We start from the raw sequence: 23,952 nt of genomic DNA, 5'->3' as shown, positions 1-23,952 counted from the left end.
GCATGACACCTTCGGCAGCCACGACCGACCGCGTACTGTTGCTCGCCGCTCCCGACCTCGACGGCATCGTGGCCGCGCTCGACTCCCGCGAGCCGCGGAACGCGACCTACCGCGGACCGGGGCCGCGGCTGGGCCTGGTCGATCCGACTCCGGATCTGCTTGCCACCGCCCGGCGGCTGATCGCCCGGGGAACGCCGGTCCGCCGGCGCAGCGACCTGTGGTTCAGCCCGGCCCCGCTGCTGGCCGGCGGCGGACGCACCGCGTTCATCTTCCCCGGGCTCGAAGGCGAATTCGAGCCCCGGGTCGCCGACGTGGCCAAGCACCTGGGAGCGCCGGTTCCCGAACTGTCGGCGAAGACACTCGGTCGCCACGGTGCGGCCGTCATGGCAGTGGGCCGGTTGCTCGACGCGGCCCTGCGCCGCCTTGCGGTGCGGCCCGACGCGGTGGCCGGGCACAGTGTCGGCGAATGGACGGCGATGATCACCGGCGGCATCGTGTCGGGGGCCGAGTTCGATGCGCTCGTCGACACTGCCGATCTCGACGCGCTGCGCGTACCCGGTGTCGAGTTCGCCGTCCTCGGCTGCGACGCGATCCGCGCCGAAGCGGCGATCGCCGACCGGCCCGACGTGGTGATCTCGCACGAGAACTCGACGAACCAGACCGTCGTGTGCGGACCGGCCGCGACCCTGAGCGAGGTTACCGCGGCCCTGCGCGCCCAAAAGGTGATCTGCCGCCCCTTGCCGTTCCGGTCGGGCTTCCACACCCCCATGCTCGAGCCCTATCTCCGCTACTTCCGGGACGGGCTGCCCGCACTGCGGATGCGCCGGGCCACCACCCCGGTCTGGTCGGCCACCACAGCCGCCCCGTTCCCGGACGAACCCGACTCCGCACGTGCTCTGTGCCTGCGCCACCTGGTCGAGCGCGTCCGGTTCCGCCAGGTCGTGCGCGCCCTGTACACCGACGGGGTGCGGGCGTTCGTGCAGGCCGGGCCGGGGCAACTCGGCTCGTTGATCGACGACACGCTGCGCCACGATCTCCCGGGGGCGGAGTTCCTCGTGCTGGCTGCGAACTCCCCGCATCGCTCGGGTCTCGACCAGCTGCGCCGGTGCGCCGTCGCGCTGTGGACCGAAGGCGCCGATCCGGACTTCAGCGCGCTCGATCGACCCGCACCCGCGGTGTCGCGGCCGGCCCCGGTGGCCGAGTCGCAGTCACCGAGCCCCGCGAAATCGCCCCTCCCCGCGCCGGCCGGGGTCACCGGCCTCGCGGCGCTGGGAACTCCCCTCGCCGACGAGATGGCCCGGTTCCTCGACGACACCGCGACCTCCGTCGCCGCTGTCCTGCGCGCCGCCGGTCCGGCCGAGTCCTTGGACGTTTCCCTCGCGGCGATGCCGTACCTGCGCGACCACTGCCTGATGCGGCAGCGCCCCGGCTGGCCCGACGTCGAAGACCTGCGCCCGCTGGTCCCGGCCACCACGATGGTCACGCACATGCTCGAAGCCGCCGAACGCGCCCATCCGGGTCTGACCGCGGTCGCGGCCGAGAACCTCACCTTCCACCGCTGGCTGCCGGCGTTTCCGCCGAGAAGGGTGCCGGTCACCGTTCAGCCCAGCGGTCCCGGCCGCGCCCACGTCCGGCTGGGTGAACACGCCGAAGGCACGATCGAGCTGGCCGACGTCCGGCCGCCGGCGCCCGCACCGTGGGGCCCCGAACCGGGCGAGCGATCCCCGAAGCTGGCCGCGCGCGACCTGTACGAGCAGGGCTGGCTGTTCCACGGTCCGGCGTTCCAGGGCATGACCCGGTCGATCGCGGTCTCCGAGCGCAGCATGCGCGGAGTGATCACCGTGCCCCCCGCACCCGGTGCGCTCCTGGACAACCTGGGCCAGTACCTCGGCCAGTGGCTGGCGGAGACCGTGCCGGACCGCTACATCGCGCTCCCCGCACGCATCACCCGCATCGAATGGCACGCACCGGAACCCGCCCCCGGATCCACCGTGGACTGCTTCGTCCGGGTCACCGGAGTGGACTCGGACACGGTGACCATGGACGGGCAGCTCCGCCGGGAGGGAGTTCCGATCGTTTCCGTCCGAGGCTGGGTGGACCGGCGGTTCGACGGTGACGAGCGCACCGGACTGGTCCACCGCGAACCCGGCACCGCGACCCTGTCCGAACGCCGCACCGACGGGCTGTGGTCGATCATCGAACGCTGGCGGACGCTGTCCTCACGCGACTTCTACCTCCGCCGCTACACCTGCGCCGAGGAGTACGCCGAGTACCAACGGCTGCCCCCGACCGAGCAGCGGGCCTGGTTCCTCAAGCTCGCCGTGGTCAAAGACGCCGTCCGCGGCCGGCTCTGGGACGACGGAGCCGGTCCCGTCCACCCGGCCGAACTCCGCGTGCGCCAAGCCCCGTCCGGACGGTGCCGGGTCACCGGCCGGTATGGGCTCGAAGTTCCCGACCTCGACATCGCCGTCGCCCGGCTGGGTGCCGCCGCGGTCGCGCGCGTCCGACCGGCCGGATCCACACCACCGGACCCGATCGAAATCGCCGAAGGACCGGCCCCGGCCGGTGGCACCGCGATCACCGCCGTTGCAGGCTCCCCCGGCTACCACGTCCTTTCCCACTGATCTCAGGAGAAACACGATGAGTTACCCCACCGATCCCTCCGCCCAGGCCGTGTTCGAGGTGATCCGGTCGATGGTGACCGATCTGCTCGACCAGTACGGTTTCGACGGCACCGACGTCACCCCGGCCACCCTCTTCCACGACGACCTCGGGTTGGAGAGCATCGATCTCGTGACTCTCGGCGGGATGCTCGCCGAGCGCTACGGCGACCGCGTCAACCTGGCCGAGTTCCTCGCCGGCCTGGAGATCGACGACGTGATCGGGCTCAGGCTCGGTCTGCTGGCCGACTACGTGCACTCGGCCCTCTCGGAAAAGGCAGGCCTGACCGCGTGAGCTACCTCGTCACCAACGGGGTCCGCACCCACTACCAGCGCCTGCGCGCGAAAAACCCCGAGCCGGATCCCGCTCCGCAGGCGGTGTTCGTCCACGGCCTCGGCTACGACAGCCTGGCCAGCTTCTACCTGACCCTCGCTCCGCCGATGGCCGCCGCGGGTGTCGACGTGCTCACCTACGACCTGCGGGCCCACGGCCGGACCGACCGGCCCGCCACGGGCTACCTCGTCCGCGACTTCTCCGCCGACCTGCTGGTCCTGCTCGACGGGCTGGACATCGCCGGACCGGTGCACTTGGTGGGCAACAGCTTCGGCGCGACGGTGGCCTTCGACTTCGCGCACCGGTACCCCGAGCGCGTCCGCAGCATCGTCGCCATCGAAGGGGAACCGCCGACCGGGGCGTGGTCGGAGAAGATGGCACGAACCCTCAGCGGCGTCGTCGACGGCATGGCCACCGAACGCTACCTGGCCTGGGTGGAAGACACCTTCGGCGCACACCAGGCCCGGCTGACCCGGGCCGCGGTGAAGATCATTCGCGCGACCACCATCGTCGAAGAGGTACCCAGCGCACCGTTCCTCGACGAGGCCACGCTGGCTTCTCTTCTCCATCCGGTGCTCTCCGTCGTGGGCAGCGAAGGTTTCCAGAGCGAAGATCTCCACGGCCTGGAACGGTTGCTGCCGAACTGTCGCACCCACATCGTCGAAGGCCAAGATCATTCCGTGCTCGTCAAGCGCCACCACGAAATCCGGCCGGTCATCCTGGACTGGATCTCCCGGCACCACCGGGCACTGACGGCGGCCGGGGACCGGCCGTGAGCCGGTTCCTGGTCGTCGTGCCGCCCTTCACCGGCCACATCAATCCGCTCGTCCCGGTCGCCGAAGAACTGCACGCCCGCGGCCACGAGATCGCTTGGGCCGGGGACGAGACCCTCCTGAACCGATCCTTGCCCAGCCGCTGGCCGGTTCACGCGTGCGCGCGCCCCGCGGACGTCCCCCGGCCACCCCAGCTCCGCGGCTACGCGGCGCTGAAACACCTGTGGGACGAGGTCCTGCTGCCGCTGGCCGACGCGATGGCGCCGGGCGTGCGCCAAGCGGTACAGCGCGTGTCCCCCGACGTCGTCCTCGCCGACCAGCAGGCCCTCGCGGGCGCCTTGGCTGCCGAACGGGCGGGGCTGTCGTGGGCGACGTCGGCGTCGACGTCGGCTGAGCTGTCCGATCCCCTCGCGGTGACGCCGAGGGTGCGGGACTGGCTGACCGCCCGGCTCACTGACTTGCGCCGGCGGCACGGTGTGGCGCCGGGTGTCGATCCGCGGTTCTCCCCGCACCTGGTCATCGCGTTCACGACCGCCGCTCTCGCCGGCCCCACCGCCGCGCCGGCGCAGTTCGTCGGGCCGGTGCGCCACGCTTCGGGCGCCGGTGCCGACTTCCCCTGGGCGCGGCTCGCGCCCGGACGAACCACTGTGCTCGTGACCATGGGCACGGCCAACACCGACGTGACCGGCGGCTTCCTCCGCGAATGCGCCACGGCGCTGCGTGAGCGGCCCAGCCTGCAGGCCGTGTTCGCCGATCCTGGCGACCACCTGCTGGACGAGCCCGGCGATTTCGTCCGGGCCCCCTGGCTACCGGTGCCGGAGCTGCTGCCGCACGTGTCCGCGGTTGTTTGCCACGGCGGCCACAACACCGTCTGCGAGAGCCTCGCGTACGGGGTGCCGTTGGTCGTCGCACCCATCCGCGACGACCAGCCGATCATCGCCGACCAGGTCACAGAGGCCGGAGCCGGCACCCGGCTCCGATTCGGCCACAGCCAGGCCGAGCACATCGGAGCGGCCCTCGACCGGGTGCTCGGCGACCCCGCGTTCACCACCGCGGCCGGGAAGATCCGGGACTCGTTCGCCGCCGCGGGCGGAGCACCGGCCGCGGCCACGGCGCTGGAGAATCTCGCGGCCGGAGTTCACCGCTCCCGCGCGACCCGCGCGTAAGCGGTCCACGCACCCAGGCCGGCGAAGACCGCCGCCAGCACGGCGGCGATCAACGGCGCGGCGCCCGCCGGAGTGCCGAGAGCCAGTGCCCGGGTCGTGTCGACGGAATAGGTCACCGGGTTGACCTTCGACAGCACGCGCAACCACCCGGGCATCGTCTCGACCGGCATGTAAGCGCTCGAACTGAACATGAGCGGGAACATCACGACGAACGTGACCGCCTGCATGGCCTCCAGCCGCGGGCGCCACACCGCGATCGCCAGGAAGACCCAGCAGAGGGACCAGCCGACGACGACCGTGAACAGCGCTGCCGCGGCGAGTCCTCCGGCGTTCACCGGACGGAACCCGAGCGCCAGCCACGCGATGACCAAGATCACGACCAGCTGCAGTGCCAGTCGGATCGCGTCTGCCAGGGTCCGGGCCGTGAGCAGCGACATCCTCGCCACCGGCATGGTTTGCAACCGTCCGGCGAAGCCGGTGTAGGTATCGCTGAGCAGGCCGAATCCCGCACCCATGGCCGTGGTCAGAGCGATGTTGACCATCGTCGCCGGCAACAGGAAGTTGAGGTAGCCGGCGAACGCGGCGACCCCGGGAATGGCCCCTACCCCGGCGAAAACCTGACTGAACAACAGGAACAGCACCACCGGCTGCAGCAGGCCCAGGAACAACAGCTTCGGGTCTCCAAGCGTGGCGCGCACGTAGCGACCGGTCAGCACCCGTACCTGGTAGCCGAACGAGCTGCTCTCCCAGGCCGTGGCCGTGGGGGCCGGCAGGCTCACCCGCGCGGTCACCGGCGTGCCTGTCCTGCGCCGTGGAGAGCGAGGTAGACGTCCTCCAAGGTCGGCTCGGTCACGCGCACCTGCGTCACCGAAAGCTGCACTGAATCGAGTGCGCGCACCGCGGCCACCACGTCACGTCCATCGTGCACCGGCAGCACGACGGCGCCGGACCGGGGATCGACCACTCCGGGCATGCCGAGGCCGTGCAAGCGGCGGATCGCCTGATCGCGGTGCCACTGGCCCGGGAAGGAGAGCGTCAGCAGCTGGCTACCGAGTCGGCGTTTGAGCGCGGCGGGAGTATCCGCGGCGACGACCCGTCCACCCGCGAGCACGAGCACGTCGTCGGCCAGTGCTTCGGCTTCGGCCAGGTACTGCGTGGTCAGCACTACCGTGATCCCGGTGCCCGCCAGGTGTTTCAGCGTGTCCCACAGCTGCCGGCAGGCGACCGGATCGAGCCCGGTGCTCGGTTCGTCGAGGAACAGGACCTCCGGACGGCCCAGCAGGCAGGCCGCCAGATCGGTCCGTCGCCGCATCCCGCCGGAGTAGGTCCGGACCCGGCGTCCCGCCGCCTCGGTCAGGCCGAAAGCCGCCAGCAGCTCGGCGGTTCGTTCGCGGGCCTGCTTGGCCGTCGCGCCGAGCAGCCGGGCGAGGAGCACCAGGTTCTGCTCACCCGAGAGGTTCTCGTCGAGCGCGGTGAACTGTGTGGCCACCCCGATGCGGCGGCGCACTTGCGCGCCGCCGCGATCGACGTCCCAGCCGCAGACCCTCGCGGTTCCGGTGTCGGCCCGCACGCGCGTGGAGAGGATGTCGACCAGCGTGGTCTTGCCCGCCCCGTTGTGCCCGAGCACACCGAGAATCCGGCCCCCGCCGACCGCGAAGCTGACCTCGGCCAGGGCCTGCACCGGTCCGTAGGACTTGCCGAGCTCCGCGGTCACGATGCGCGGCGGTGCGCCGGCCCCGCCTCGCCCGCTCAGAACACCCGCCCGACGTCTTGGGCCACGATCCTCGACATGCTGTGCTCGGCAAGCGCGGCGATGGTCATCGACGGGTTGCAGGCGCCGGTCGAGCCCGGGATGCGCGATCCGTCCAGGACGTAGAGCCCCTGGTGGCCGGTGACCCGGCCGTACAGGTCCACGGCCGAGGCGAGCGGAACGCCGCCCAGCGAGTGCCAGGTCGACGGCGCCGTGGTGTTGGTGTCGACCATCAGACCGCCACCGGCCAGCGCGAGCGCCGCCATGCGCGCCGCGATCAGTGTCTGCAGCGCGGCGTCGGCGGCGACCGGCCAGGTCAGCACGGCGTCGTCCTTCGTGGCGTCGTAGGCCCAGGTGCCGGCCGCCGGCGCGACCCCGAACCCGACGACCGTCATCAGCTTGACGCCGGCGAGGGACGCGGGCGCGCCGGCGTGGATGATCGTCAGCGGGATCGGGCTGGCGGGGTCGCTCCCGCCGACACACGCGGGGCCGCCCTGCTGGGTGCCGGCGTCGCCGTTCATCCCGATCCAGGCGTAGATGCGGTCCCCGTTGTTGCCCCACTGGGTGCCGATGGAGTCGGGCAGATCGGGGATGAGCCCCTTCGCCTTCGACTTCACGAGCAGCCTGGTCGTTCCGGGTGAGCCGGCGTTGAGGAACACCGAGTCGGCGATGATCCGCTTCTTCTCCTGGACGACTCCGGCGGTGTCGATCCGGTCGACTTCCAGCACCCAGCGCTTGTTCGAGTCCATCGCGATGTCGCGCACGACGTGCAGTGGTGCCACCCGGACCTTGCCCGTGGCTTCCGCGGCCGCCAGGTACGTGACGTCGATCGAGTGCTTGCCGCCGTTGTTGACCCCGAAGGCGATGTCGCTGGTGGTGTAGGTGGGCTCGTAACGCCCGTCCAGTTCACCGCGGACGAAGTCCCAGTCGACCGGCAAGGGAACGCGAAAAGTCTTCAGCCCGGACTTGGCGGCGACGTCGGTGAACAAGCGCGACGATTTGTACGGGTCGGTCTTCAGGATGCCATCGGGAATGGTCGAAATACCCAGCATCTGCGCGACCCGGGGGTAGGCCCACAGGTTGAGCTCGTCGTAGAGCCCGGCCGCCGCGGGGATCGACTTCGCGAAGTTCGCCTTGGTCGGCTGCAGTGACATCCCGTGGTACATGAGCGAGCCACCACCGACGGCCGCGCCGCAGTTGGCGGTCATGCCGTTGCCCTGCACGGCCTCGATCACGCCGGTGAACGGCGTCCACGTCTTGTCCACACCCGGGACGACGCTGTGGTCGGTCAGCCAGGCGGACCGGTTGTCCATGTTGGCGAAGCGGCAGAACGTGGTGGCGTTCGGACCGGTCGGCCACCGCAGACCACGTTCGAGGACGAGGGTCGACACCCCTGCCTGCGCCAACCGCAGCGCGGACACGCCGCCACCGAATCCCGAGCCGACGACGACCGCGCGTTCTCGCTGCTCGGTCACGGTGGCGGAGGAGCCGACAAGGGCGGCGGCGGCCCGGCCGGAGCCGGCCAGCACACCACCGACGGCCGCCGCTCCCAACGCGGCCGCGCCGAGCACGTGCCGGCGGCTGATACGCGCGCCTCCGGGGACCGGGGAGTTTTCAGGCATGGTTGACTCCATTGTCATCCGCTTTGCGGGGAACAAGCGTCATGGTCATTTCACAGTGAACAATGGTTCGCGAGGGCCAATAACCGGCCAGAAGGACACCTTGACATTACCCGTCCTACTCATGCTCGGACAATGGTAATCGAAAACAACAATTGCTTCCGACCGATAGCATCCGGTGCTAAAACCAGCCTCGCCGACAGCCGACACCGGGCGTCGGCCGACCGAGGCAAGTTTAAATCAACCAGTTGACTCAAACTTCGCCGACCGGTTAACTGGGGTCCCCAGCGCCAAGGAGGTTGGCGATGCCCCACCCGGTGACGGCTACGAGCGGCCGGACGTCCCGGTCGGCGCGCAGTCACGCCACCCGGGAGTCGATTCTGCTCACCGCAGAGCGGCTGTTCGCCGAGTTCGGCATCGAAGCCGTGTCCAACCGACAGGTCAGCGAAGCCGCGGGTCAGGGGAACAACGCGGCGGTGAGCTACCACTTCGGCTCGAAGACCGATCTCGTGCGAGCGATCGTGAGCAGGCACAACGAAGCCATCGAGCGGCTCCGGGCCGGGCAAGTCGCCGCAGTGGGTGACAGTCCCGGGCTCCGCGAGTGGGTGACCTGCCTGGTCCGTCCGGTCAGCCGCCACCTCGCGGACTTGGGCGTGCCCAGCTGGTTCGGCCGGTTCGCCACGCAGATCACCACCAGCCCGGCTTACCGCGAGTTCATGACGGCGGACGCCATGAACTCGCCGACGCTGATCGAAACCGTGCAAGGTCTTGACGCCTGCGTCGCGCACCTGCCGTCGGCAGTCCGTGCCGAGCGGCACAACATGGCTCGCCTGCTCCTGGTGCACATGCTCGCCGAACGAGAGCAAGTACTCGCCGAAGAAGGGCTCGCACCGCGCGTCGGTTGGAACGAGGCGGCCGACGGCCTGGTCGACGCCATCGTCGGGCTCTGGCTGGCACCGGTGAGCGGATGCTCGTGAACGGCGCTTCACCCCAGACGAAAGAGGTTCGAGTATGACACCCGGCGCCATCGAGGGGACCAGCCTGCCCCAGAGCGTCCTCGTCGTCGGCGCCTCGGCCGCCGGATTGTCCACAGTGGAGGCTCTTCGCCGTGCGGGCTTTCTCGGCCGGGTGACCGTGCTCGGCGCTGAACCGCACCTGCCCTACGACCGGCCGCCGCTGTCCAAGCAGGTCCTGTCCGGCGCTTGGGAGCCCGAGCGCACCGTCCTCCGTTCCGCGGCCGCACTGGCCGCCCTCGACGCCGAATTCATCCTGGCGGACGCGGCCGTGCGCCTGCACACCGGAAGCCGGACGATCGAAACGGCCAGTGGGCGTGAACTCACCGCCGACGCGGTCGTCGTGGCGACCGGAGTTCGTCCCCGCACGCTGCCGGGCCAGCCGGCCCTGGCCGGGGTGCACGTCCTCCGGACCCTGGAGGATTCCGCGGCTCTGCGTCGCGATCTCCTCAAGTCGAATCGGCTCGTCGTCGTCGGCGAAGGCGTACTGGGCGCCGAAATAGCCGCCACCGCCCGCGGCATGGGCCTGGACGTGACCGTCGCCGGCCCTCAACCGGACCCGATGGCGCTTCAGGTCGGCCCGATGGTCGGTGCCCTCCTGACGAAGCTGCACCTCGAGCACGACGTCGCATTGCGCTTGGGAACCGGGGTCAGCGGCCTGACCGGCGAAGATGGCCGGGTGTCCGGGGTGCGGCTCGACACCGGCGAAGTCCTGCCCGCCGACGTGGTCGCCGTCGCGATCGGGGCGGTCCCGGTGACCGACTGGCTCGCCGACAGCGGTCTCGAACTCGGCAACGGCATCATCTGCGACTCGCACTGCCGGGCTTCCGAAGGCATCTACGCGGTCGGGGACGTCGCGCGATGGCACCACGAACAGCTCGGCGATCTGATCCGGCTGGAGAACCGGACCAACGCGATCGAACAAGCGGCCGCCGTCGCGGCGAACATCCTGGGCGAGGACCGGCCCTACACGCCGATCCCCTACTTCTGGACCGACCAGCACAACGCGAAGCTGCAAGTGCACGGATTCGTCGGGGGCAGCAGGGAGACAGCGATCGTCGAAGGTGACCCCGCCGACCGACGGTTCGTCGTCCAATACCGCCAGGGCGAGCGCGTGACCGGGGTCCTCGGCTGGAACATGCCCAAGCAAACCCGGCTACGTCGCCAAGACGTCGTCGACGGCCTTCTCGATCCGGTCCCGTGACATTCGCACCGCGCCGGGACGCGGCGGGCACGCGAACGCGACTGGTGAGTGCTGCTGCGCTGCTCTTCGCCCGCGACGGCTACGCGAGTACTTCCGTGCGGGACATCGCCGACGCCGCCGGCGCGAACGTTGCCCTCATCAACCGCTACTTCGGCTCGAAGGAGGGGTTGTTCAGCGCTTGCTTGGCCAGGGGTACCGCGCGCGTGCTGGACGAATCCGGCAGCCGTGCGGCGGAGGGTCTCCTCGGTGACCACCAGCACTTGCTGCTGCTCGCCCACCACCCCGGCACCGAGCGAGCCAACCGCATCCGGCTTGCGGCGCTGCGCGCCATCGGAACGGCGTTGTCCGCGAAGTCGGCGCAGCAGACCGACGACAATGGGGAGAAGTACGTCTTACCTGCTCAGCTGATCCTTGCCGCCGCGATCGGAGTCGCGCTCCTGCGTTCGGCGGGACTGCAGCCACTCGCCTCGGCACGCGAACAAGCCCTGCTCGAACCGCTGGCGGAACTCGCGGGGTTACCACGCGCCGAGCACAGGTGACACGCTGAACTCGGCGAGGAGCTGCTGGCGGACTCCACCGTAGTTTCGGGCGAGCGGACGGAGTGCGTGTCGCCGCCGTCCGCGAGTGCGTCCGAGGGCGACCGGCCCGGCCCAATCCGCTAAGCGATCGTCACTCCGTCCAGCTCACCTGTCGACCGCCACTTCTCCAGCAGCTCGAAGAACTGGACCGGACCAGCGCCGTAGCCGGCGGAGAGGAGGCTGTCGGGATTCTCGTGATCCCCCTCGGTGTCCAGGTAACTGGGGGTGCAGTCCCGGAAGAAGTCGATCCCCGCGACGGCGAGCTCGCGCATCGTCGCCACCCACGCGTCCTCGGCGGCCAGATCGGCTTCGATGGTGCCGGCTCCCCTGACCTCCCACTGCTTGAGCAGGTAGGCCAGGTGCCGGGCCCGCTCCTCGGCGGTGTGGGTGTAGTTGTGCGCGATGCCGGTCTGGGTGTAGCCGAGGAAGAAGCAGTTGGGGAAGCCGTGGGATTGCAGGCCGTGGAACGTACGGGGTCCGTTCTTCCACTTGTCGGACAGCCGCAGGCCGTCCCGGCCGATGATGTCGAAGCCCGCCCGGCGGGTGTAGCTGGTGCCGACCTCGTACCCGGTGGCGAAGATCAAGGCGTCCACTTTGTACTCGACCCCGCCGACGACGACGCCGTCCTCGGTGAGCCGCTCGATGCCCCGGCCGTCGGTGTCGATGAGCTCAACGTTGTCGCGGTTGAAGGTCTGGAGGTATTCGTCGTGGAAACCGAGCCGTTTGCACAACCGCTTGTACCAGGGTTTGAGAGCCTGCGCGGTCGCCTTGTCGACGACGATCGAGTCGATGCGGTCGCGGACCCGTTGCATCGAGTGATAGTCCTGTTCATAGAGGAAATCGAAGATGTCCTCCATCGTCATCGCACCCTCGCGCCGGGCCATCTCCTTCATCACCGCAGCAGCGGTCAGCTCGAAGGAGACCTCCGTCCAACCGTCACCGACGAGGTCCAGCTCGAGTTCGGCACCCGCCGTCACGCGAGTGAAGTTCTCCATGCGCCGACGCTGCCAGCCCGGCTCGAGACTCGCCGCCCACTCGGGGTCGGTGGGGCGGTTGTCCCTGACGTCGACGGCGTTCGGCGTGCGCTGGAAAACGTAGAGCTGCCGGGCCGACCGGCCGAGGTGCGGCACCACTTGGAGGCCGGTGGCACCGGTGCCGATGATGCCGACGGCCTTGTCGTGCAACCCGGTGAGGTCTCCGGCCTCACTTCCACCGGTGTAGGCGTAGTCCCAGCGGCTGGTGTGGAAGGTGTGGCCGCGGAACTCGTTGATGCCCGGGATGCCCGGGAGCTTGGGCCGGTGCAACGACCCCGGCGAGACCGCCACCACCGCGGCGGTGATGCGGTCGCCCCGGTCCGTCGAGACGATCCACTTCTTGGCCGTTTCGTCCCATGTCATCCCGGTGACGCCGGTCTGGAACAGAGCGTCCCGGTAAAGGCCGTAGTGCTGTGCGATCGCCCGGAGGTGCTCGCGGATCTCGGCTCCGAAGGCGTAGCGCTGGGTGGGCAGGTAACCCAACTCTTCCAGCAGCGGCAGGTAGATGTAGGACTCGATGTCGCACTGGATGCCGGGATAGCGGTTCCAGTACCAAGTACCACCGACGTCACCCGCCTTGTCGAGGAGGCGGATGTCGGAGAACCCGGCTTCCTGCAGGCGTACCGCGGCCAGCAGTCCACCGAGTCCGGCACCGATGATGAGCACCTGCACCTCGTCGTCGACCGGCTCACGTTCGACTCGATCGGTGTAAGGATCATCGGCGTAGTGCGAGAACTCCGCGGTGACTTCGACGAATTGGTCGACCCCGTCGGCGCGGAGTCGCTTGGCGCGTTCGTAGGCGTACTTGGCGCGAACCCAGTCCGGGTCGTATCCGTCGGGCTGAGGCCCCGGCGCGGTAACCGTCATGTCAGCGGCTCGCTGTCCCGCCGAAGCGCTCGCGCAGCGGCCGGCCGTCCGGCTCGGGCCGGTGGATACCGCGGTCGACCAGACGCGGCACGACTTCGTCGATGAACTCCCGGATCGACAGCGGGCCGACCGGGAACATGAGGTTGAAGCCGCCCACCGCACCGTCCTCGAACCACAGGGCGAAGTCGTCCACGATCTCGTCGTAGGATCCGACGAACTTGCGGTGGGTCGCACCACCACGGCCGATCGCGTGAGCGGTCACTTCGCGCACCGTCACACCCGGGCGCTCGTGGATCCAGTTGTACAGACCCACGTAGTTGCCGAAGGTACTCGTGATGGTCTTCTCCACGTCCTCGGGCTTGGGCAGCACGTCGACCGGGAACGGCTCGTTCACGTCGTCGAAGGAGAGGAAGATGCCGAACTGCCCGAGCGCGAAGGGCGCCAGCATCTCCCAGTCGACGTAGTCGTCGAGAGCGCGCATCTTCTCTTCGGCCTCGGCAGCTGTACGGCCGACAAAGGGGATGAAGCCGGGAATCGCCGGGACGCTGCCCGCCGGACGTCCGGCCTTGAGCAAAGCCTTGTCGAGATCTGCCCGGTAAGCTGCGGCTCCCTCACGCGTCGTGGCGTTGGTGAAGACCATCTCCGCGTGCTTCGCCGCCACCGCGATGCCTGGCCCGGATCCCCCGGCCTGCGCGATCAGCGGGCGGCCCTGCCGGCTCGGAGCGACGTTCAGGGCTCCTTCGACCCGGAACAGCTCGCCTTCGTGCTTCATCTGAGTCGCGTAGAACCGGGTCACACCGTCCGGGTCGGTGCGCAGCTCGCGGTTCTCCCACAAGGCGGTGACGACATCGAGGAACTCGTCCGCGCGCCGGTACCGGGTCTCTCGATCCGGGTGTGCCTTGAGGCCGTACGCCAGGGCGAAGTGGTCGCCCGCGGTCGTCACGGCGTTGAACCCGGCGCGCCCGTTCGAAGCCTGGTCGAGGGACGCGAGCAGCCGTGCCAGGGTGTACGGGTCGTAGAACGTCGTCGAAGCTGTCGCGATCAGTCCCACGTGCTGCGTCACACCCGCCATGGCGGTCAACGCTGTGATCGGTTCGGCGGGACCGCCGTCGGGAGCGGGCGAGTTCACCGCACCGGGAACGTCCCCGAGAAACACCGCGGTGAACAAGCCTTCGTCGGCGAGTTTTCCGTACTCCATCAGGCGGGTGAAAGCGTCCTGATGCGGCCGTCCGGTTTGCGCCCGCTCGTAGGCGAGGGCACCTTGGTGGAGGTTCAGGTCGTTCCCCACCAGATTCAGGTGGAGGTAGCGTCGATCCGACATCGGTTCTCTTCCTTGGTCCGTGCATCACTGCGGTGTTCGTGTCGCACCAGACCGGGGGACAGGCACCCCGGTGTACCGGCCAACGTGGGCAACGCCACGTCACAGCAGTGAACACCTCCGGTGCATTTTGAGTCAACTGGTTGATTCAAAAACCTTCGCCCCAGCATCGTCGACACTCGGCACAAAGTGACTGTTTTTGATATCTGACAACAACTTCTTCGCGAAGTCGACCTCGGGACACTCACGGGCTTGACGTGGCCGAACACCGGCACCTAGCGTCCGGACCACCCGACTCGGGCAGCGGTCAAAGGAGACGTCATGCCACGCAACGGGACACTTCGCCGTGCTCGAAGTGCCGGGGTACGCGCCACCGCCCTGGCTCTTCTCCTCGCCTCATCGACGATCACACCGGCCGCAGCGGCCGAGGACGGCACCGCCGTCACGATCTCCGACGGGACACTCCGCGGTCAGGCAAACTCCGCCGGACGACACTTCTCCGATATTCCCTATGCGGCACCGCCGACCGGCGACCTTCGTTTCCGCCCACCCCAGGAGGTCACGCCGTGGACCGGAGTACGAGATGCGACCCTGCCGCAACCGGTCTGCCCCCAGACGCTCGCATCGGACACCGACGAAGACTGCCTGGTGCTCGACGTCCGCACCCCGCCGGAGCCCGAGTCCCGCAACCTTCCGGTCATGGTGTGGATCCACGGCGGCGCCTACATCTCCGCCTCGGCGTCCGCGTTCGACATGACCCCTGTGGTCGCCACGGGCAAGGTCATCGTGGTCAGCATCAACTACCGCTTTGGCGCGCTCGGCTTTCTCGGCCTACCGGAGCTGGTTTCCGAATCCGGCACCACCGGCAACTACGGGATCCTCGATCAGCAAGCCGCCCTGAGGTGGGTAAGGCACAACATCGCCGCGTTCGGGGGAAATCCGCGGAACATCACCCTCTTCGGCCAGTCAGCGGGTGGCCACAGCGTTTGCACGCAGCTGATCTCCCCCAGCGCGTCCGGGCTGTTCGACAAGGCGATCTCGCAGAGCGGGGGATGCATCGGCACGAACCTCGGACCGACACCCGCCGCCACCGCGTACGCCCGATCATCGGCGTTCGCCGACAAGGCCGGCTGCCGGGACAGCGCAACCCGCCTCGCCTGCCTGCGCAGCAAGACAGCGACGGACCTGGTGAACGCGCAAGGCAGCAGCCTCGCCATCGGCGACCTGACCTGGACACCGACCATCGACGGAACCGTGATCCCGGAGCCCATCGCAGACGCCATAGCAGCCGGCCGGTACCACCACATTCCCCTGATCACCGGCAGCACCCGGGACGAGGGCCGGTTGTTCGTCTCGCTCGAAAACCACTTCGGAAAACTGCGCCCGTCGAACGTCGAGGAGCTACGGCAGCACATCCGGCAACTTGCCGGCGGCATCACGCCCGCACTCGAGTCCAGCTACCCGCCAACGAGCCCGATCGACGCCGATACCACGATCTCCGACGTGATCACCGACGGCGGCTTCTCCTGTCCCGCGAGCAAGGTGGTCGCCGAGGTTCGGGGCACAGACCAGCCGCTGTACCAGTACGAGTTCGCCGACACCACCGCACCGGTCACGCCGCCCTTTTCCCTCGATCTGCTGTGGCAGTTCAAGGCGTATCACGGCTCGGACGTCATGTATCTGACCTCCAGCCTGCAAGGAACTCCTATCGTCCTCGACGAAAACCAGAGACGACTCTCGAACCAGCTGATCGGTTATTGGACCACGTTCGCCGCGGCCGGCAATCCCAACGGTGCAGGACGGCCCGAATGGCCTGCTGTCAACCAGACCTCATCGCCGGTTCAGCGTATGACGCCGGATCGGACCGCCCCCTTCGCCACATTCACCACCGACCACCACTGCGCGTTGTGGTGACGGGAGACCAGCATGACCACCTACTCACCCTCTAGGCCGGAACTCGCCACGGCCGTCGCCGCGCTCGCCGCCGGAGAACTCGTCGTCATCGCCGATGACCGCGAAGGCCACCTGGTTTTCGCCGCAGCCCTCGCGTCACCCGAACTGCTGGCTTTCACCGTGCGCCACACCGCCGGCTTCGTCCGGGTCGCCCTCACAGCCGAAGACTGTCTCCGTCTGGACCTCCCACCGATGCACTACCGAGGCGATCCCGCGCAGCGGGTGACAGTAGACCTCCGCGGGCCGGGTACCGGCATCTCGGCGACCGACCGCGCGAGGACGATAGCCGCGCTCGCCTCGCCGTACTCCTCCACCATCGACTTCACCCGCCCCGGACACGTCATCCCAATACAGGCGTACGCGAGCACACGAGCCGGGGTCGCCGAAACAGCGATCGAGCTGGTAAGGAGTTCTGGCCACCCGCCCGCAGCCGTCTACAGCACGCTGGTGTCCCGGATCGACCCATCCCGCATGGCCCACGGAGACGAGCTCAGCGAATTCGCCGCCGAGCACAGCCTCGTCCTCGTCGTGACCTGACTCCGACTTGGTCACCGTACATCCGCCTGCGGAGCGATCCTCGTCGCCGCAACGACCGGTGCCGTGATGACACCCATCCGCAGCAACAGGTCGGGCACGCGCTGGATGCGACGCGCGTCCAGCGTCGAGCCGAACGCGGGCATCGTGAGCAGCTTCGCGACCGCCTCGTCGATCTTGGCGTGCTTCACTAGCAGCTGCTCCACCTTCGCGCGGTCACCGATAGCGTCGGCAGTAGCTTTCTTCATCGCTCGCTGGAAGGCCGCAAGGGTCTTCGGGTTCTCCTGCACCCACTTCTTCGCCGCTCCGTACCCCGCCAAGGGGAAGTCCTGGGTGGCGCCGGAGCCGATGTCGACGACAGGAATCGCACCGGCCACATCAGCCGCGATGGTGACGTAGGGTTCCGCGACGTAGGCGGCATCGACCCGACCTTGCCGCAATGCGGCCGCCACCTGCGGAAAAGGCAGTTCGACCCAGTTCACCGCATCGGCGGAAACACGGTGGTCACTCATCACCGATTTCGTAAGAATGTCCGACGCGGTGTTCTTGGCCGTGATGGCCACTTTCCTTCCTGCCAAGTCATCGACCGTCTTCACCGGCGAGTTCGGTCCCGCCACGATCGCATTGCTCTTCGAACTGACCGACGTCGCGTCGGCTACCAACAGGAGATCTGCGTTACCCCTGGCGGTAAACAACGAGACATAGCTGGAAAACGCGATGTCAGCCGCTCCCGAGACGACGTTCGCTGTCGAGTCCTGCCCGCTTGCGGCCATGACCGTCTCGACGTCAAGCCCCTCGGCCTTGAAGTAGCCCGCGTCTTGGGCGAGCCAGAAGGGACCGAGATCGGTGAGCGGCTGGACCGAAACCTTGATCTTCGTTTTCTCGACACCGGATCCGCCCGACGACGCACTCCCGTCGTCCGATCCCAGAATCCCACAGCCACTCGCAGCCGACAGCAGCACGGCCGCAACAACGACACCCGACACGATCCGGCTCACACGTACGCAACCGGCAGACCCTCCGGACAAATTTGTTCCCTTCCAAGAGCGCGGTTGACACCACGCCGATCCAGCAGCGGGACGTTATGATCCATGATCGACTACCGTCAAGCGAGTGAGCGTTTTTCGAGCACATGAAGATTCTTTTTATAACCGAATGCCAACGTGTAGAAGTTCAAACGAGACCATTTGTGACATGGCGCCCCCGGAGAGCTCCGCATCGACGATACGGGAATGCCGCAGTGACCACGCCGCCCGTCAGCCGTTCACGGGAGTCGAATGTGGTCCGCCGGGCGATCCTGCGATCAAATCGTCGCGGCCGAGGTCAACTGCGCCCCCCTCGAAGCTTGTGGCAACAGAACGTCGCTGCCCTGCGCGACGATCTCCGAGTTGCGACCGGCCAGTCGCCGACCGACCGTCGCGGTCGCGATGTCACATGAGGCATTTCCGATCAAGAAGTGACACGGCGCGGCCTGTCGTGTGGTTGTTTCGCCGGGCGACTCCGCCGACAATGCAGGCATGACCACCATCACGCTGCCGGACGACCGGATCCTGCACATCGAAGTCACCGGCCCAGATTCGGGACTACCGTTGATTTTTCACCACGGCACCCCGGGATCCGTGCTCCGGTTCACCGGTTTCCAGAATGCGGTCCACGAGCGCGGTCTCCGCATGGTGCGGTATTCGCGCGCCGGTTACGGCCGGTCCAGCAGATTGCCCGGCCGATCGGTCGCCGACGTCGCAGCTGACGTCTCAGCGATCCTCGATCACCTCGGCTCGCCGCGATGCGTCGTCGCGGGCCGATCCAGTGGCGGCCCGCATTGCCTGGCCACCGCCGCGCTGTTACCCGAGCGCGTGGCCGGCGCACTCGTGATTGCCGGGCTTGCCCCGTACGATGTGGCCGGCTTGGACTTCCTCACCGGAATGGGTGAGCTGAACATCGAGTTGTTCAATCTCGCTTTACATGGTGAGTACGAGCTTCGCCCGGCGCTGGAAGCCCATGCCGTCGGCCTCGGCGCCAACGACAGTGCTGCGATCATGCAGGAATGGCAGACTCTGCTCCCGGACGTCGACCGCGCGGTCATCACCGGCGAGTACGCCGATGATCTAGCTGCCAACATCGCCGAAGGGCTCCGCCCCGGTGTCGATGGCTGGGTCGACGACGACCTTGCCTTCGTACGCCCGTGGGGATTCTCCGTGGCCGACATCGTCGCCCCTACTTTCATCTGGCACGGCAACGAAGATCGGTTCGTGCCCTTCCGACACGGTGAATGGCTGGCCGACAGGGTTCCGGGTGCCACCGCCCACCTTCTCACCGGGGAGGGTCACATGTCCCTCGCCATCGGCGCGCTCGACCTGATGCTGGCCGAGCTGACCGAGTCAGCGTAGCCAGGGGAACGTGGCGCTCTACAATGAGATGATCTTGAACTCAGTCGCGGCAGCCAGCTCCAAAACGAGCAACACGTGTCGCCGCGGGCAACGCGCCGGCTAACGGAGTCGTGAGCGGCAAGCGGTAGCAGAGACCGACCAGCACGATGGCCAGCAGGTCCCTGAACACCGAGTGCGCAGCGCACATCGGTGCTCGTAAGCGCGGGTCGTAGTCGCGAGGCGAAACGGCTGCACTGTTCGGGTGAACTTGCCCCCTTACACCCCCGTCGAGCTGTAGCAGAGCGCGGCGCTGGGACGACCCGAGAAAGCACGACACCAGAGCTGCTGATTCGCGCAACAGGAGAGCACGTGTACCAGACACCGCCCGGAAGCCAGGAAGTCTCGACCGACGTCGTCGACAGGTGGCTCGTGCGCGCGTGCGAATCGCTGATGAGCACGTGGGACGACCGGAGTGGCAACTTCTGGCGCGCCAAAGGAGACTCCTCCGATCACGAGACGCAGAGCCCGGCGGCTCTCGGCCGGGGCAAGGGTGCTACGTCGAACAACAGGTCGTTCCAGGCACTGGTCGCCGCTGCGTATTTCTTCAGCGAGAACGACCTGGTCTTGGCCCCGGCTGCGCTTGTGACGAAGATCCGGAAAGCCGCCCGGCGGATGGTCACCGAATACTTCTGCCTGCCGCTGGACCTGCTGCGAGGCCACGGCGAAAACCACGAGAACCCGTTCACCGACGCTCAGCTGCTGCTGTCGCTCTCGCTCGCGCTGAGCCCGGTCACGAGACTGACATGTGACCTGGACCTCTCCGACACCCAGCGGGACACATTGGTCGACTACCTCCGCGAGCTCACCGCCGTCGTCGGCGAGCAGCTCTCCGACGACGGAGTCAAGGTCCACGAGTCAGCGCGTACCCACCATTTCCTGACCCTGCACAGCGTCCGCGCCCTCGATGCCGCCGCGCGCACCCTCAACCAGCTCGACGCGAGCAGCAAACGTGGCCACGACGGCACGTTCCCGCAGGCTCAGCTGCTCAACCGGGTCCGGGACGAGATCGTGCAGCAGCTCGGGCTACATCTGCTGCCCGCTCCGGGTTTCGACTCCAGCTCGCTGGTCAGCTGTTGCGCGCTACTGGCCAGGTTCACCGGTGACGCGGATTCGCCGTTGATCGAGCAGGGAGTCGCGGCACTCGTCAAGGACCAGTCCCAGCGCGGCACGTGGACGAGCGCCGGAGTGCTCAGCTTCGGCGGCCGGCGGTTGGTGTACATCCCCAGCGTCGAGCTGAGCCTGGCGCTGTCCACCGTCACCCTCCTGGACCTGCAGGAGTCCGACATGGGAATCTACACGGCCGCACTACCGGCCATGGACGCCTCGTTCCGGCTCGTGCAGAACTCGTTCGCCAAACACGAAGACGCGAGCGGCTGGCGGAACGACCGGACGAGAGCCGGCTACGAAATCGAGTCCTGGACCACCGCCGTCGTCCTGCAGTTCCTCTTCGCCTATCGGGAAGCGCTGAGACTCGCACGCCAGGAGAGAATTCTCCGGAAATACCGGGCGGCCAGGAGTGCGCCAGCCTTCCGCAGCTTCTGGGCCGACCTGACCTGGCTGGTCCCCCAGCGCAGCCGCTATCACATCCTGCAGACTCAGACGCTGCCGGAGAGCCGCCTCGAGAAGTTCGCGTCCCTCGTCGACCCGACCGAGGCCAACAGCATCGTGGCCGGGATCATGTCGGAGATCCTGGAACCCACCCTGCGGAACGTGAACGAACGTCCGGTCGAGACGGCCTCCTTCCTGCTCTACGGGCCGCCGGGCACCCGCAAGACCTCTCTCGTCACCGCGACAGCCCGGGAACTCGACTGGCCGCTCCTCACTCTTTCCCCTCCAGTCTTCCTGCGCAACGGCATCGAAGGCTTCGAAGCCGCCGCGGACGAGATCTTCGAAGACCTGATGCACCTGCGCCGCGCGGTGGTCCCGTTCGACGAGTGCGAGGAGTTCTTCAAGTGGCGCCCCAGCGCCACCTCGATCGAAAGCCGGACGGTGGGTGCCTTCATCACCTCCGGCATGCTTCCGCGGCTGCAGCGCCTGCGCGAGAACAGGTGGATCGTCTTCGTGATCAACAGCAACGCGGAAAAGTTCGAACTCGACGACGCGGTGACGCGGCGGGGACGCCTCGACAAGGCGGCTCGCATCGGTCACCCGGTGCTCGAGGCGCAACTGCGCTATCTGAGGGCTTGGCGCAGCCGATCCAGCGGCGGACAACTGACCCCCAGAAATTTCGCCTGGTTCGAAAAGCACCTGGCCAAGGTGGAGGGCGAGATGAGGCCGCAGCGTGAAGCCTTGGAGGGCGAGATCGCGGAACTGCAGCGGCAGCATCCAGGCCGCGACGAGGACTACCGCCACAAGATGGCGGAAATCGATCAGCGCGGTGCCCGGAAGCTGACCAAGATCGTCACGTTCAGCTCCCTCGACACGCTGGCCGAACGGTGTCTCGGCGAAGGACTGCAGAGCAGGATCACCGGCTCGAAGATGCTCAGGGACAACCTCTTCCAGGAGTTCGAACGTTCCGGCCCGGACTCGTTCACCCCGCCCAGCCCGACCGAAGCCCTGAGGGACGGGACTTCCTTTGCCGTCGCCGGCCAACACAGCCAGAAGATGGGAACCACCCGTCGGAATGGGCCGGCCAGTGCGCACGGACGCTAACCTGTTCGCAACGGAATTCAGGTAGAGCTTTCATCGGTGAAGTCGCGTTCCGCGTCGAAGAAACGGTTACGCCAGGCCGCCCTTCCCGGGGCACTCGGAAGATTGGGCCACTGCTGGTCGTTGCGAACGGCCTTCTCCCGCTCGGCGGCCACCGCCGGCTCTCGTTCTCGGAAGTCGCGATCTATTTTCCGAGGACGATTCACCTCGACCTCGCGCACCGGATCTCGACGTCGGAGTAGACGAGCTCTTCGGCACCCACTCGTACGGGGCGCACCCGCCCTCGCTGGCGCGCGAAGGCGAGCACGGCCCGCGGCGACGGATCGAAGGTCGCCGTCGGCAGCGGGTTGAACCGGACACCGGAGCGGAGGTGGTGGGAACGGAAGTGTCGGCGGAGGACGACCATCGCGATCGGGATCGCGGGCACGGCGGTGGTCACCCACCAGGACGCGCCGCCCGCGATCCCGTCACGCAGACGGAGCGCCTTTGGCGCACGGTGTTCCAGCACGGCCTGACGGCCATGCGTGCCGGAGAACATGTCGGCATTCGGATCAAGCTCCGAATCATCCACTGACCGGGGAAGTTCAGCTCCGGTCCTGCCGAGCCAACGCACCGCCGACCTCGGCTCCAACGCTTGAGCACCACCCGGTGAAGCAAGCCCGCCTCAGGACGATCTGATCTCTTGCCGGTACAGCAGTTCGTACTGGTGCGCGCCCTTGATCAGCACCGACGCTTCCACAGGCCGCAGGTCGTCACTGTAGATCGTGCGCAGCTGCCGGATCACCGGAGTGCCCTCAGGCAGCTCGAGCGCCTCGGCTTCGTCAACCGTCGGCGCCCGCGCCGAGACCCGGTCGACAAATCCACGCTGCGGAAACCCCAGATCCACCAGCACCTGCGGCGCACCACCCCGAATCTTGGCGCGCCCGGCCAAACCAGTCCCCGCCGCGAGGCTCAACGGGTAGTACGAGGCCGACAGCTCCACTGGTCGCTCCTCGTGGACGAGAACCCGCCGCCGCACGATCGCTCTCGCCCCGGGTTCCAATCCCAGCGCCTCGCCGACGTCGGCAGGCGGATCCACCTCCTCGACCGCGACCAGCTGGTATCGGAACTTGCCCGGTGCGGGGGCGATGTAGGCGGAGGCGTCGATGACGAAGGGCTGCCGGTCGCGGACGTAGACACCTTTGCCGACGCGGCTGTCGAGGAATCCTTCGGCCTTCAGCGTCGACAGCGCGCGCTGGATCGTGGCGTTCGCCGCCGCATACCGGGCAACAAGCTCCGCGGTCGAGGGCAGCTGCGCGCCGGGCGGAAGGTCGCCGCGCATGATCTGGTCGCGCAGGTCCGCGGCGATCTGCTGATGGCGCGGCCGGACGTCACGGGCGCGGGGCAAGTCCGACTCCTCGAAGCACGGTGATCACGGGGTCAGCTCGTAGCGTAGGCGCCGCCCTTCGGCGACCATCGTCATGACGCTCGCTTCGACCGCGAGGTCGTCTTGGTCGTAGAGCGCCCGCGACAGCTGCAGCACACACGCCGGGTCGTCCAGCTGCAGCTCGACGCGCTCCTCGGCGGTCGCCAAGCGGGCGACGACGTCCTCCTGGACCCGCCGCGGCTGATGCCCGAGGTCGGCCAGCAACGCTACGGCACCACCCCGGATCTTGCGGGCTTCCGCGAGCCGGGTGCTGCGGGCGATCGCGACGGGGTAATAGGACTCGACCAGCTCGACCGGGCGATCGTCGAAGAGCATGACGCGTCGCCGAATGACCACCGGATCACCCGCGTCGAGGCCGAGCATGTCGGCGATCGGTGCCGGCGCCGGCACCTCGCCGACTTCCCCGAGCCGCTGGGTGCCGGTGCCGCCGTGCTGGGCGGCTTCGGCTCCCCACGCGTCGCCTTTCCGGCCGCTCACGTAGGGCATCGAGACGCTCGTCCAGGCGCCGCCGCCAGCCATATGCCGCGCTCCTTCAGTGCCGGTGCATCGTCCATTCGACCTTAGCCCGACCTGCAGACCGCGCGGCCGCGCAGCACCGAGAGTCTTGTCACCTTTCGCATATCGCAGTAAGGTCTCGTAGCAGATCGA

At 68.0% G+C, this 23,952-nt stretch carries 20 protein-coding genes; 11 read left to right on the top strand and 9 right to left on the bottom strand.

What is annotated here, in order from left to right:
- Positions 1-2 precede the first annotated feature (2 nt).
- The 4 genes from ACZ7OH_RS26505 to ACZ7OH_RS26490 are packed head-to-tail and all read left to right on the top strand — an operon-like array spanning position 3 to position 4,933.
- Complete coding sequence (locus ACZ7OH_RS26505; protein ID WP_470283249.1) at positions 3-2,624, top strand: acyltransferase domain-containing protein; 2,622 nt, start codon at positions 3-5, stop codon at positions 2,622-2,624.
- Positions 2,625-2,640: 16 nt separating this feature from the next.
- A complete protein-coding gene (locus tag ACZ7OH_RS26500; RefSeq protein ID WP_470283248.1) occupies positions 2,641-2,955 on the top strand; it encodes a phosphopantetheine-binding protein in 315 nt (104 codons plus the stop codon).
- Entirely contained in the window at positions 2,952-3,770 is an 819-nt protein-coding gene (locus tag ACZ7OH_RS26495; protein ID WP_470283247.1) for an alpha/beta fold hydrolase, read from the top strand. The genes ACZ7OH_RS26500 and ACZ7OH_RS26495 overlap by 4 nt, the downstream gene beginning before the upstream one ends.
- Positions 3,767-4,933 (top strand): glycosyltransferase, encoded by a 1,167-nt coding sequence (locus tag ACZ7OH_RS26490; RefSeq protein ID WP_470283246.1) that lies wholly within the window; start codon positions 3,767-3,769, stop codon positions 4,931-4,933. Before ACZ7OH_RS26495 ends, ACZ7OH_RS26490 begins: the two co-directional genes overlap by 4 nt.
- Here ACZ7OH_RS26490 and ACZ7OH_RS26485 read toward each other — a convergent pair.
- Genes ACZ7OH_RS26485 through ACZ7OH_RS26475 form a run of 3 tightly spaced genes read right to left on the bottom strand, consistent with a single transcriptional unit; the run spans position 4,906 to position 8,305 of the window.
- The gene (locus ACZ7OH_RS26485; protein ID WP_470283245.1) at positions 4,906-5,724 is read right to left on the bottom strand and encodes an ABC transporter permease; all 819 of its coding nucleotides are present in this window, start codon (positions 5,722-5,724) and stop codon (positions 4,906-4,908) included. The two genes, ACZ7OH_RS26490 and ACZ7OH_RS26485, sit on opposite strands and share 28 nt — an antisense overlap.
- A complete protein-coding gene (locus ACZ7OH_RS26480; RefSeq protein WP_470283244.1) occupies positions 5,721-6,647 on the bottom strand; it encodes an ATP-binding cassette domain-containing protein in 927 nt (308 codons plus the stop codon). The genes ACZ7OH_RS26485 and ACZ7OH_RS26480 overlap by 4 nt, the downstream gene beginning before the upstream one ends.
- Positions 6,648-6,682: 35 nt before the next feature.
- The gene (locus tag ACZ7OH_RS26475) at positions 6,683-8,305 is read right to left on the bottom strand and encodes a GMC oxidoreductase (RefSeq protein ID WP_470283243.1); all 1,623 of its coding nucleotides are present in this window, start codon (positions 8,303-8,305) and stop codon (positions 6,683-6,685) included.
- A 302-nt stretch (positions 8,306-8,607) separates the two neighbouring features.
- Here ACZ7OH_RS26475 and ACZ7OH_RS26470 point away from each other — a divergent pair, with 302 nt between their 5' ends.
- Genes ACZ7OH_RS26470 through ACZ7OH_RS26460 form a run of 3 tightly spaced genes read left to right on the top strand, consistent with a single transcriptional unit; the run spans position 8,608 to position 11,058 of the window.
- The gene (locus ACZ7OH_RS26470) at positions 8,608-9,279 is read left to right on the top strand and encodes a TetR/AcrR family transcriptional regulator (protein ID WP_470283242.1); all 672 of its coding nucleotides are present in this window, start codon (positions 8,608-8,610) and stop codon (positions 9,277-9,279) included.
- Positions 9,280-9,313: 34 nt separating this feature from the next.
- Positions 9,314-10,519 carry an NAD(P)/FAD-dependent oxidoreductase gene (locus ACZ7OH_RS26465; protein WP_470283241.1) on the top strand — a complete coding sequence of 402 codons (1,206 nt, stop codon included), beginning with the start codon at positions 9,314-9,316 and terminating at the stop codon, positions 10,517-10,519.
- 44 nt (positions 10,520-10,563) lie between these two features.
- Positions 10,564-11,058, top strand: coding sequence for a TetR family transcriptional regulator (locus tag ACZ7OH_RS26460; RefSeq protein ID WP_470283240.1), 495 nt, complete (start codon positions 10,564-10,566; stop codon positions 11,056-11,058).
- A 119-nt stretch (positions 11,059-11,177) separates the two neighbouring features.
- Here the strand turns inward: ACZ7OH_RS26460 and ACZ7OH_RS26455 are convergent, their stop codons facing one another.
- Together ACZ7OH_RS26455 and ACZ7OH_RS26450 are read right to left on the bottom strand one after the other, a co-directional pair.
- Complete coding sequence (locus ACZ7OH_RS26455; protein WP_470283239.1) at positions 11,178-12,998, bottom strand: flavin-containing monooxygenase; 1,821 nt, start codon at positions 12,996-12,998, stop codon at positions 11,178-11,180.
- A gap of 1 nt (position 12,999) precedes the next feature.
- Positions 13,000-14,319 carry an NtaA/DmoA family FMN-dependent monooxygenase gene (locus ACZ7OH_RS26450; protein ID WP_470283238.1) on the bottom strand — a complete coding sequence of 440 codons (1,320 nt, stop codon included), beginning with the start codon at positions 14,317-14,319 and terminating at the stop codon, positions 13,000-13,002.
- A 318-nt stretch (positions 14,320-14,637) separates the two neighbouring features.
- Between ACZ7OH_RS26450 and ACZ7OH_RS26445 the strand changes: the two genes are divergently transcribed.
- Together ACZ7OH_RS26445 and ACZ7OH_RS26440 are read left to right on the top strand one after the other, a co-directional pair.
- On the top strand, positions 14,638-16,230 hold the full coding sequence (locus ACZ7OH_RS26445; protein WP_470283237.1) for a carboxylesterase/lipase family protein: 1,593 nt from the start codon (positions 14,638-14,640) through the stop codon (positions 16,228-16,230).
- Between the two features lie 12 nt (positions 16,231-16,242).
- On the top strand, positions 16,243-16,806 hold the full coding sequence (locus tag ACZ7OH_RS26440) for a 3,4-dihydroxy-2-butanone-4-phosphate synthase (protein WP_470283236.1): 564 nt from the start codon (positions 16,243-16,245) through the stop codon (positions 16,804-16,806).
- 11 nt (positions 16,807-16,817) lie between these two features.
- Here ACZ7OH_RS26440 and ACZ7OH_RS26435 read toward each other — a convergent pair whose 3' ends face one another.
- The gene (locus ACZ7OH_RS26435) at positions 16,818-17,801 is read right to left on the bottom strand and encodes an ABC transporter substrate-binding protein (protein WP_470283235.1); all 984 of its coding nucleotides are present in this window, start codon (positions 17,799-17,801) and stop codon (positions 16,818-16,820) included.
- A 519-nt stretch (positions 17,802-18,320) separates the two neighbouring features.
- Here ACZ7OH_RS26435 and ACZ7OH_RS26430 point away from each other — a divergent pair.
- Positions 18,321-19,190, top strand: coding sequence for an alpha/beta fold hydrolase (locus ACZ7OH_RS26430; protein WP_470283234.1), 870 nt, complete (start codon positions 18,321-18,323; stop codon positions 19,188-19,190).
- A gap of 189 nt (positions 19,191-19,379) precedes the next feature.
- A complete protein-coding gene (locus ACZ7OH_RS26425) occupies positions 19,380-21,881 on the top strand; it encodes an AAA family ATPase (RefSeq protein WP_470283233.1) in 2,502 nt (833 codons plus the stop codon).
- Between the two features lie 199 nt (positions 21,882-22,080).
- On the opposite strand, the gene ACZ7OH_RS26420 is transcribed toward ACZ7OH_RS26425, so the two are convergent.
- From ACZ7OH_RS26420 to ACZ7OH_RS26410, 3 genes are read right to left on the bottom strand one after another with little or no spacing between them, the layout of a single operon-like run.
- Positions 22,081-22,491, bottom strand: coding sequence for a hypothetical protein (locus ACZ7OH_RS26420; RefSeq protein ID WP_470283232.1), 411 nt, complete (start codon positions 22,489-22,491; stop codon positions 22,081-22,083).
- Positions 22,492-22,542: 51 nt separating this feature from the next.
- Positions 22,543-23,265, bottom strand: coding sequence for a GntR family transcriptional regulator (locus tag ACZ7OH_RS26415; RefSeq protein WP_470283231.1), 723 nt, complete (start codon positions 23,263-23,265; stop codon positions 22,543-22,545).
- A gap of 24 nt (positions 23,266-23,289) precedes the next feature.
- Positions 23,290-23,823, bottom strand: coding sequence for a GntR family transcriptional regulator (locus ACZ7OH_RS26410; RefSeq protein WP_470283230.1), 534 nt, complete (start codon positions 23,821-23,823; stop codon positions 23,290-23,292).
- Positions 23,824-23,952 lie beyond the last annotated feature (129 nt).

It is taken from the genome of Amycolatopsis sp. NPDC114478 (assembly GCF_055633805.1).
The sequence above is the reverse complement of the archived record's forward strand: the minus strand, read 5'-3'. Positions and strand labels throughout refer to the sequence as shown.

Excerpts from the sequence above, each read along its gene's own strand:
- ACZ7OH_RS26465 (WP_470283241.1), top strand. The coding sequence starts at position 9,314 with ATGACACCCGGCGCCATCGAGGGGACCAGCCTGCCCCAGAGCGTCCTC.
- ACZ7OH_RS26440 (WP_470283236.1), top strand. The coding sequence starts at position 16,243 with ATGACCACCTACTCACCCTCTAGGCCGGAACTCGCCACGGCCGTCGCC.
- ACZ7OH_RS26475 (WP_470283243.1), bottom strand. The coding sequence starts at position 8,305 with ATGCCTGAAAACTCCCCGGTCCCCGGAGGCGCGCGTATCAGCCGCCGG.
- ACZ7OH_RS26500 (WP_470283248.1), top strand. The coding sequence starts at position 2,641 with ATGAGTTACCCCACCGATCCCTCCGCCCAGGCCGTGTTCGAGGTGATC.
- ACZ7OH_RS26505 (WP_470283249.1), top strand. The coding sequence starts at position 3 with ATGACACCTTCGGCAGCCACGACCGACCGCGTACTGTTGCTCGCCGCT.
- ACZ7OH_RS26430 (WP_470283234.1), top strand. The coding sequence starts at position 18,321 with ATGACCACCATCACGCTGCCGGACGACCGGATCCTGCACATCGAAGTC.
- ACZ7OH_RS26445 (WP_470283237.1), top strand. The coding sequence starts at position 14,638 with ATGCCACGCAACGGGACACTTCGCCGTGCTCGAAGTGCCGGGGTACGC.
- ACZ7OH_RS26410 (WP_470283230.1), bottom strand. The coding sequence starts at position 23,823 with ATGGCTGGCGGCGGCGCCTGGACGAGCGTCTCGATGCCCTACGTGAGC.
- ACZ7OH_RS26455 (WP_470283239.1), bottom strand. The coding sequence starts at position 12,998 with ATGACGGTTACCGCGCCGGGGCCTCAGCCCGACGGATACGACCCGGAC.
- ACZ7OH_RS26470 (WP_470283242.1), top strand. The coding sequence starts at position 8,608 with ATGCCCCACCCGGTGACGGCTACGAGCGGCCGGACGTCCCGGTCGGCG.
- ACZ7OH_RS26450 (WP_470283238.1), bottom strand. The coding sequence starts at position 14,319 with ATGTCGGATCGACGCTACCTCCACCTGAATCTGGTGGGGAACGACCTG.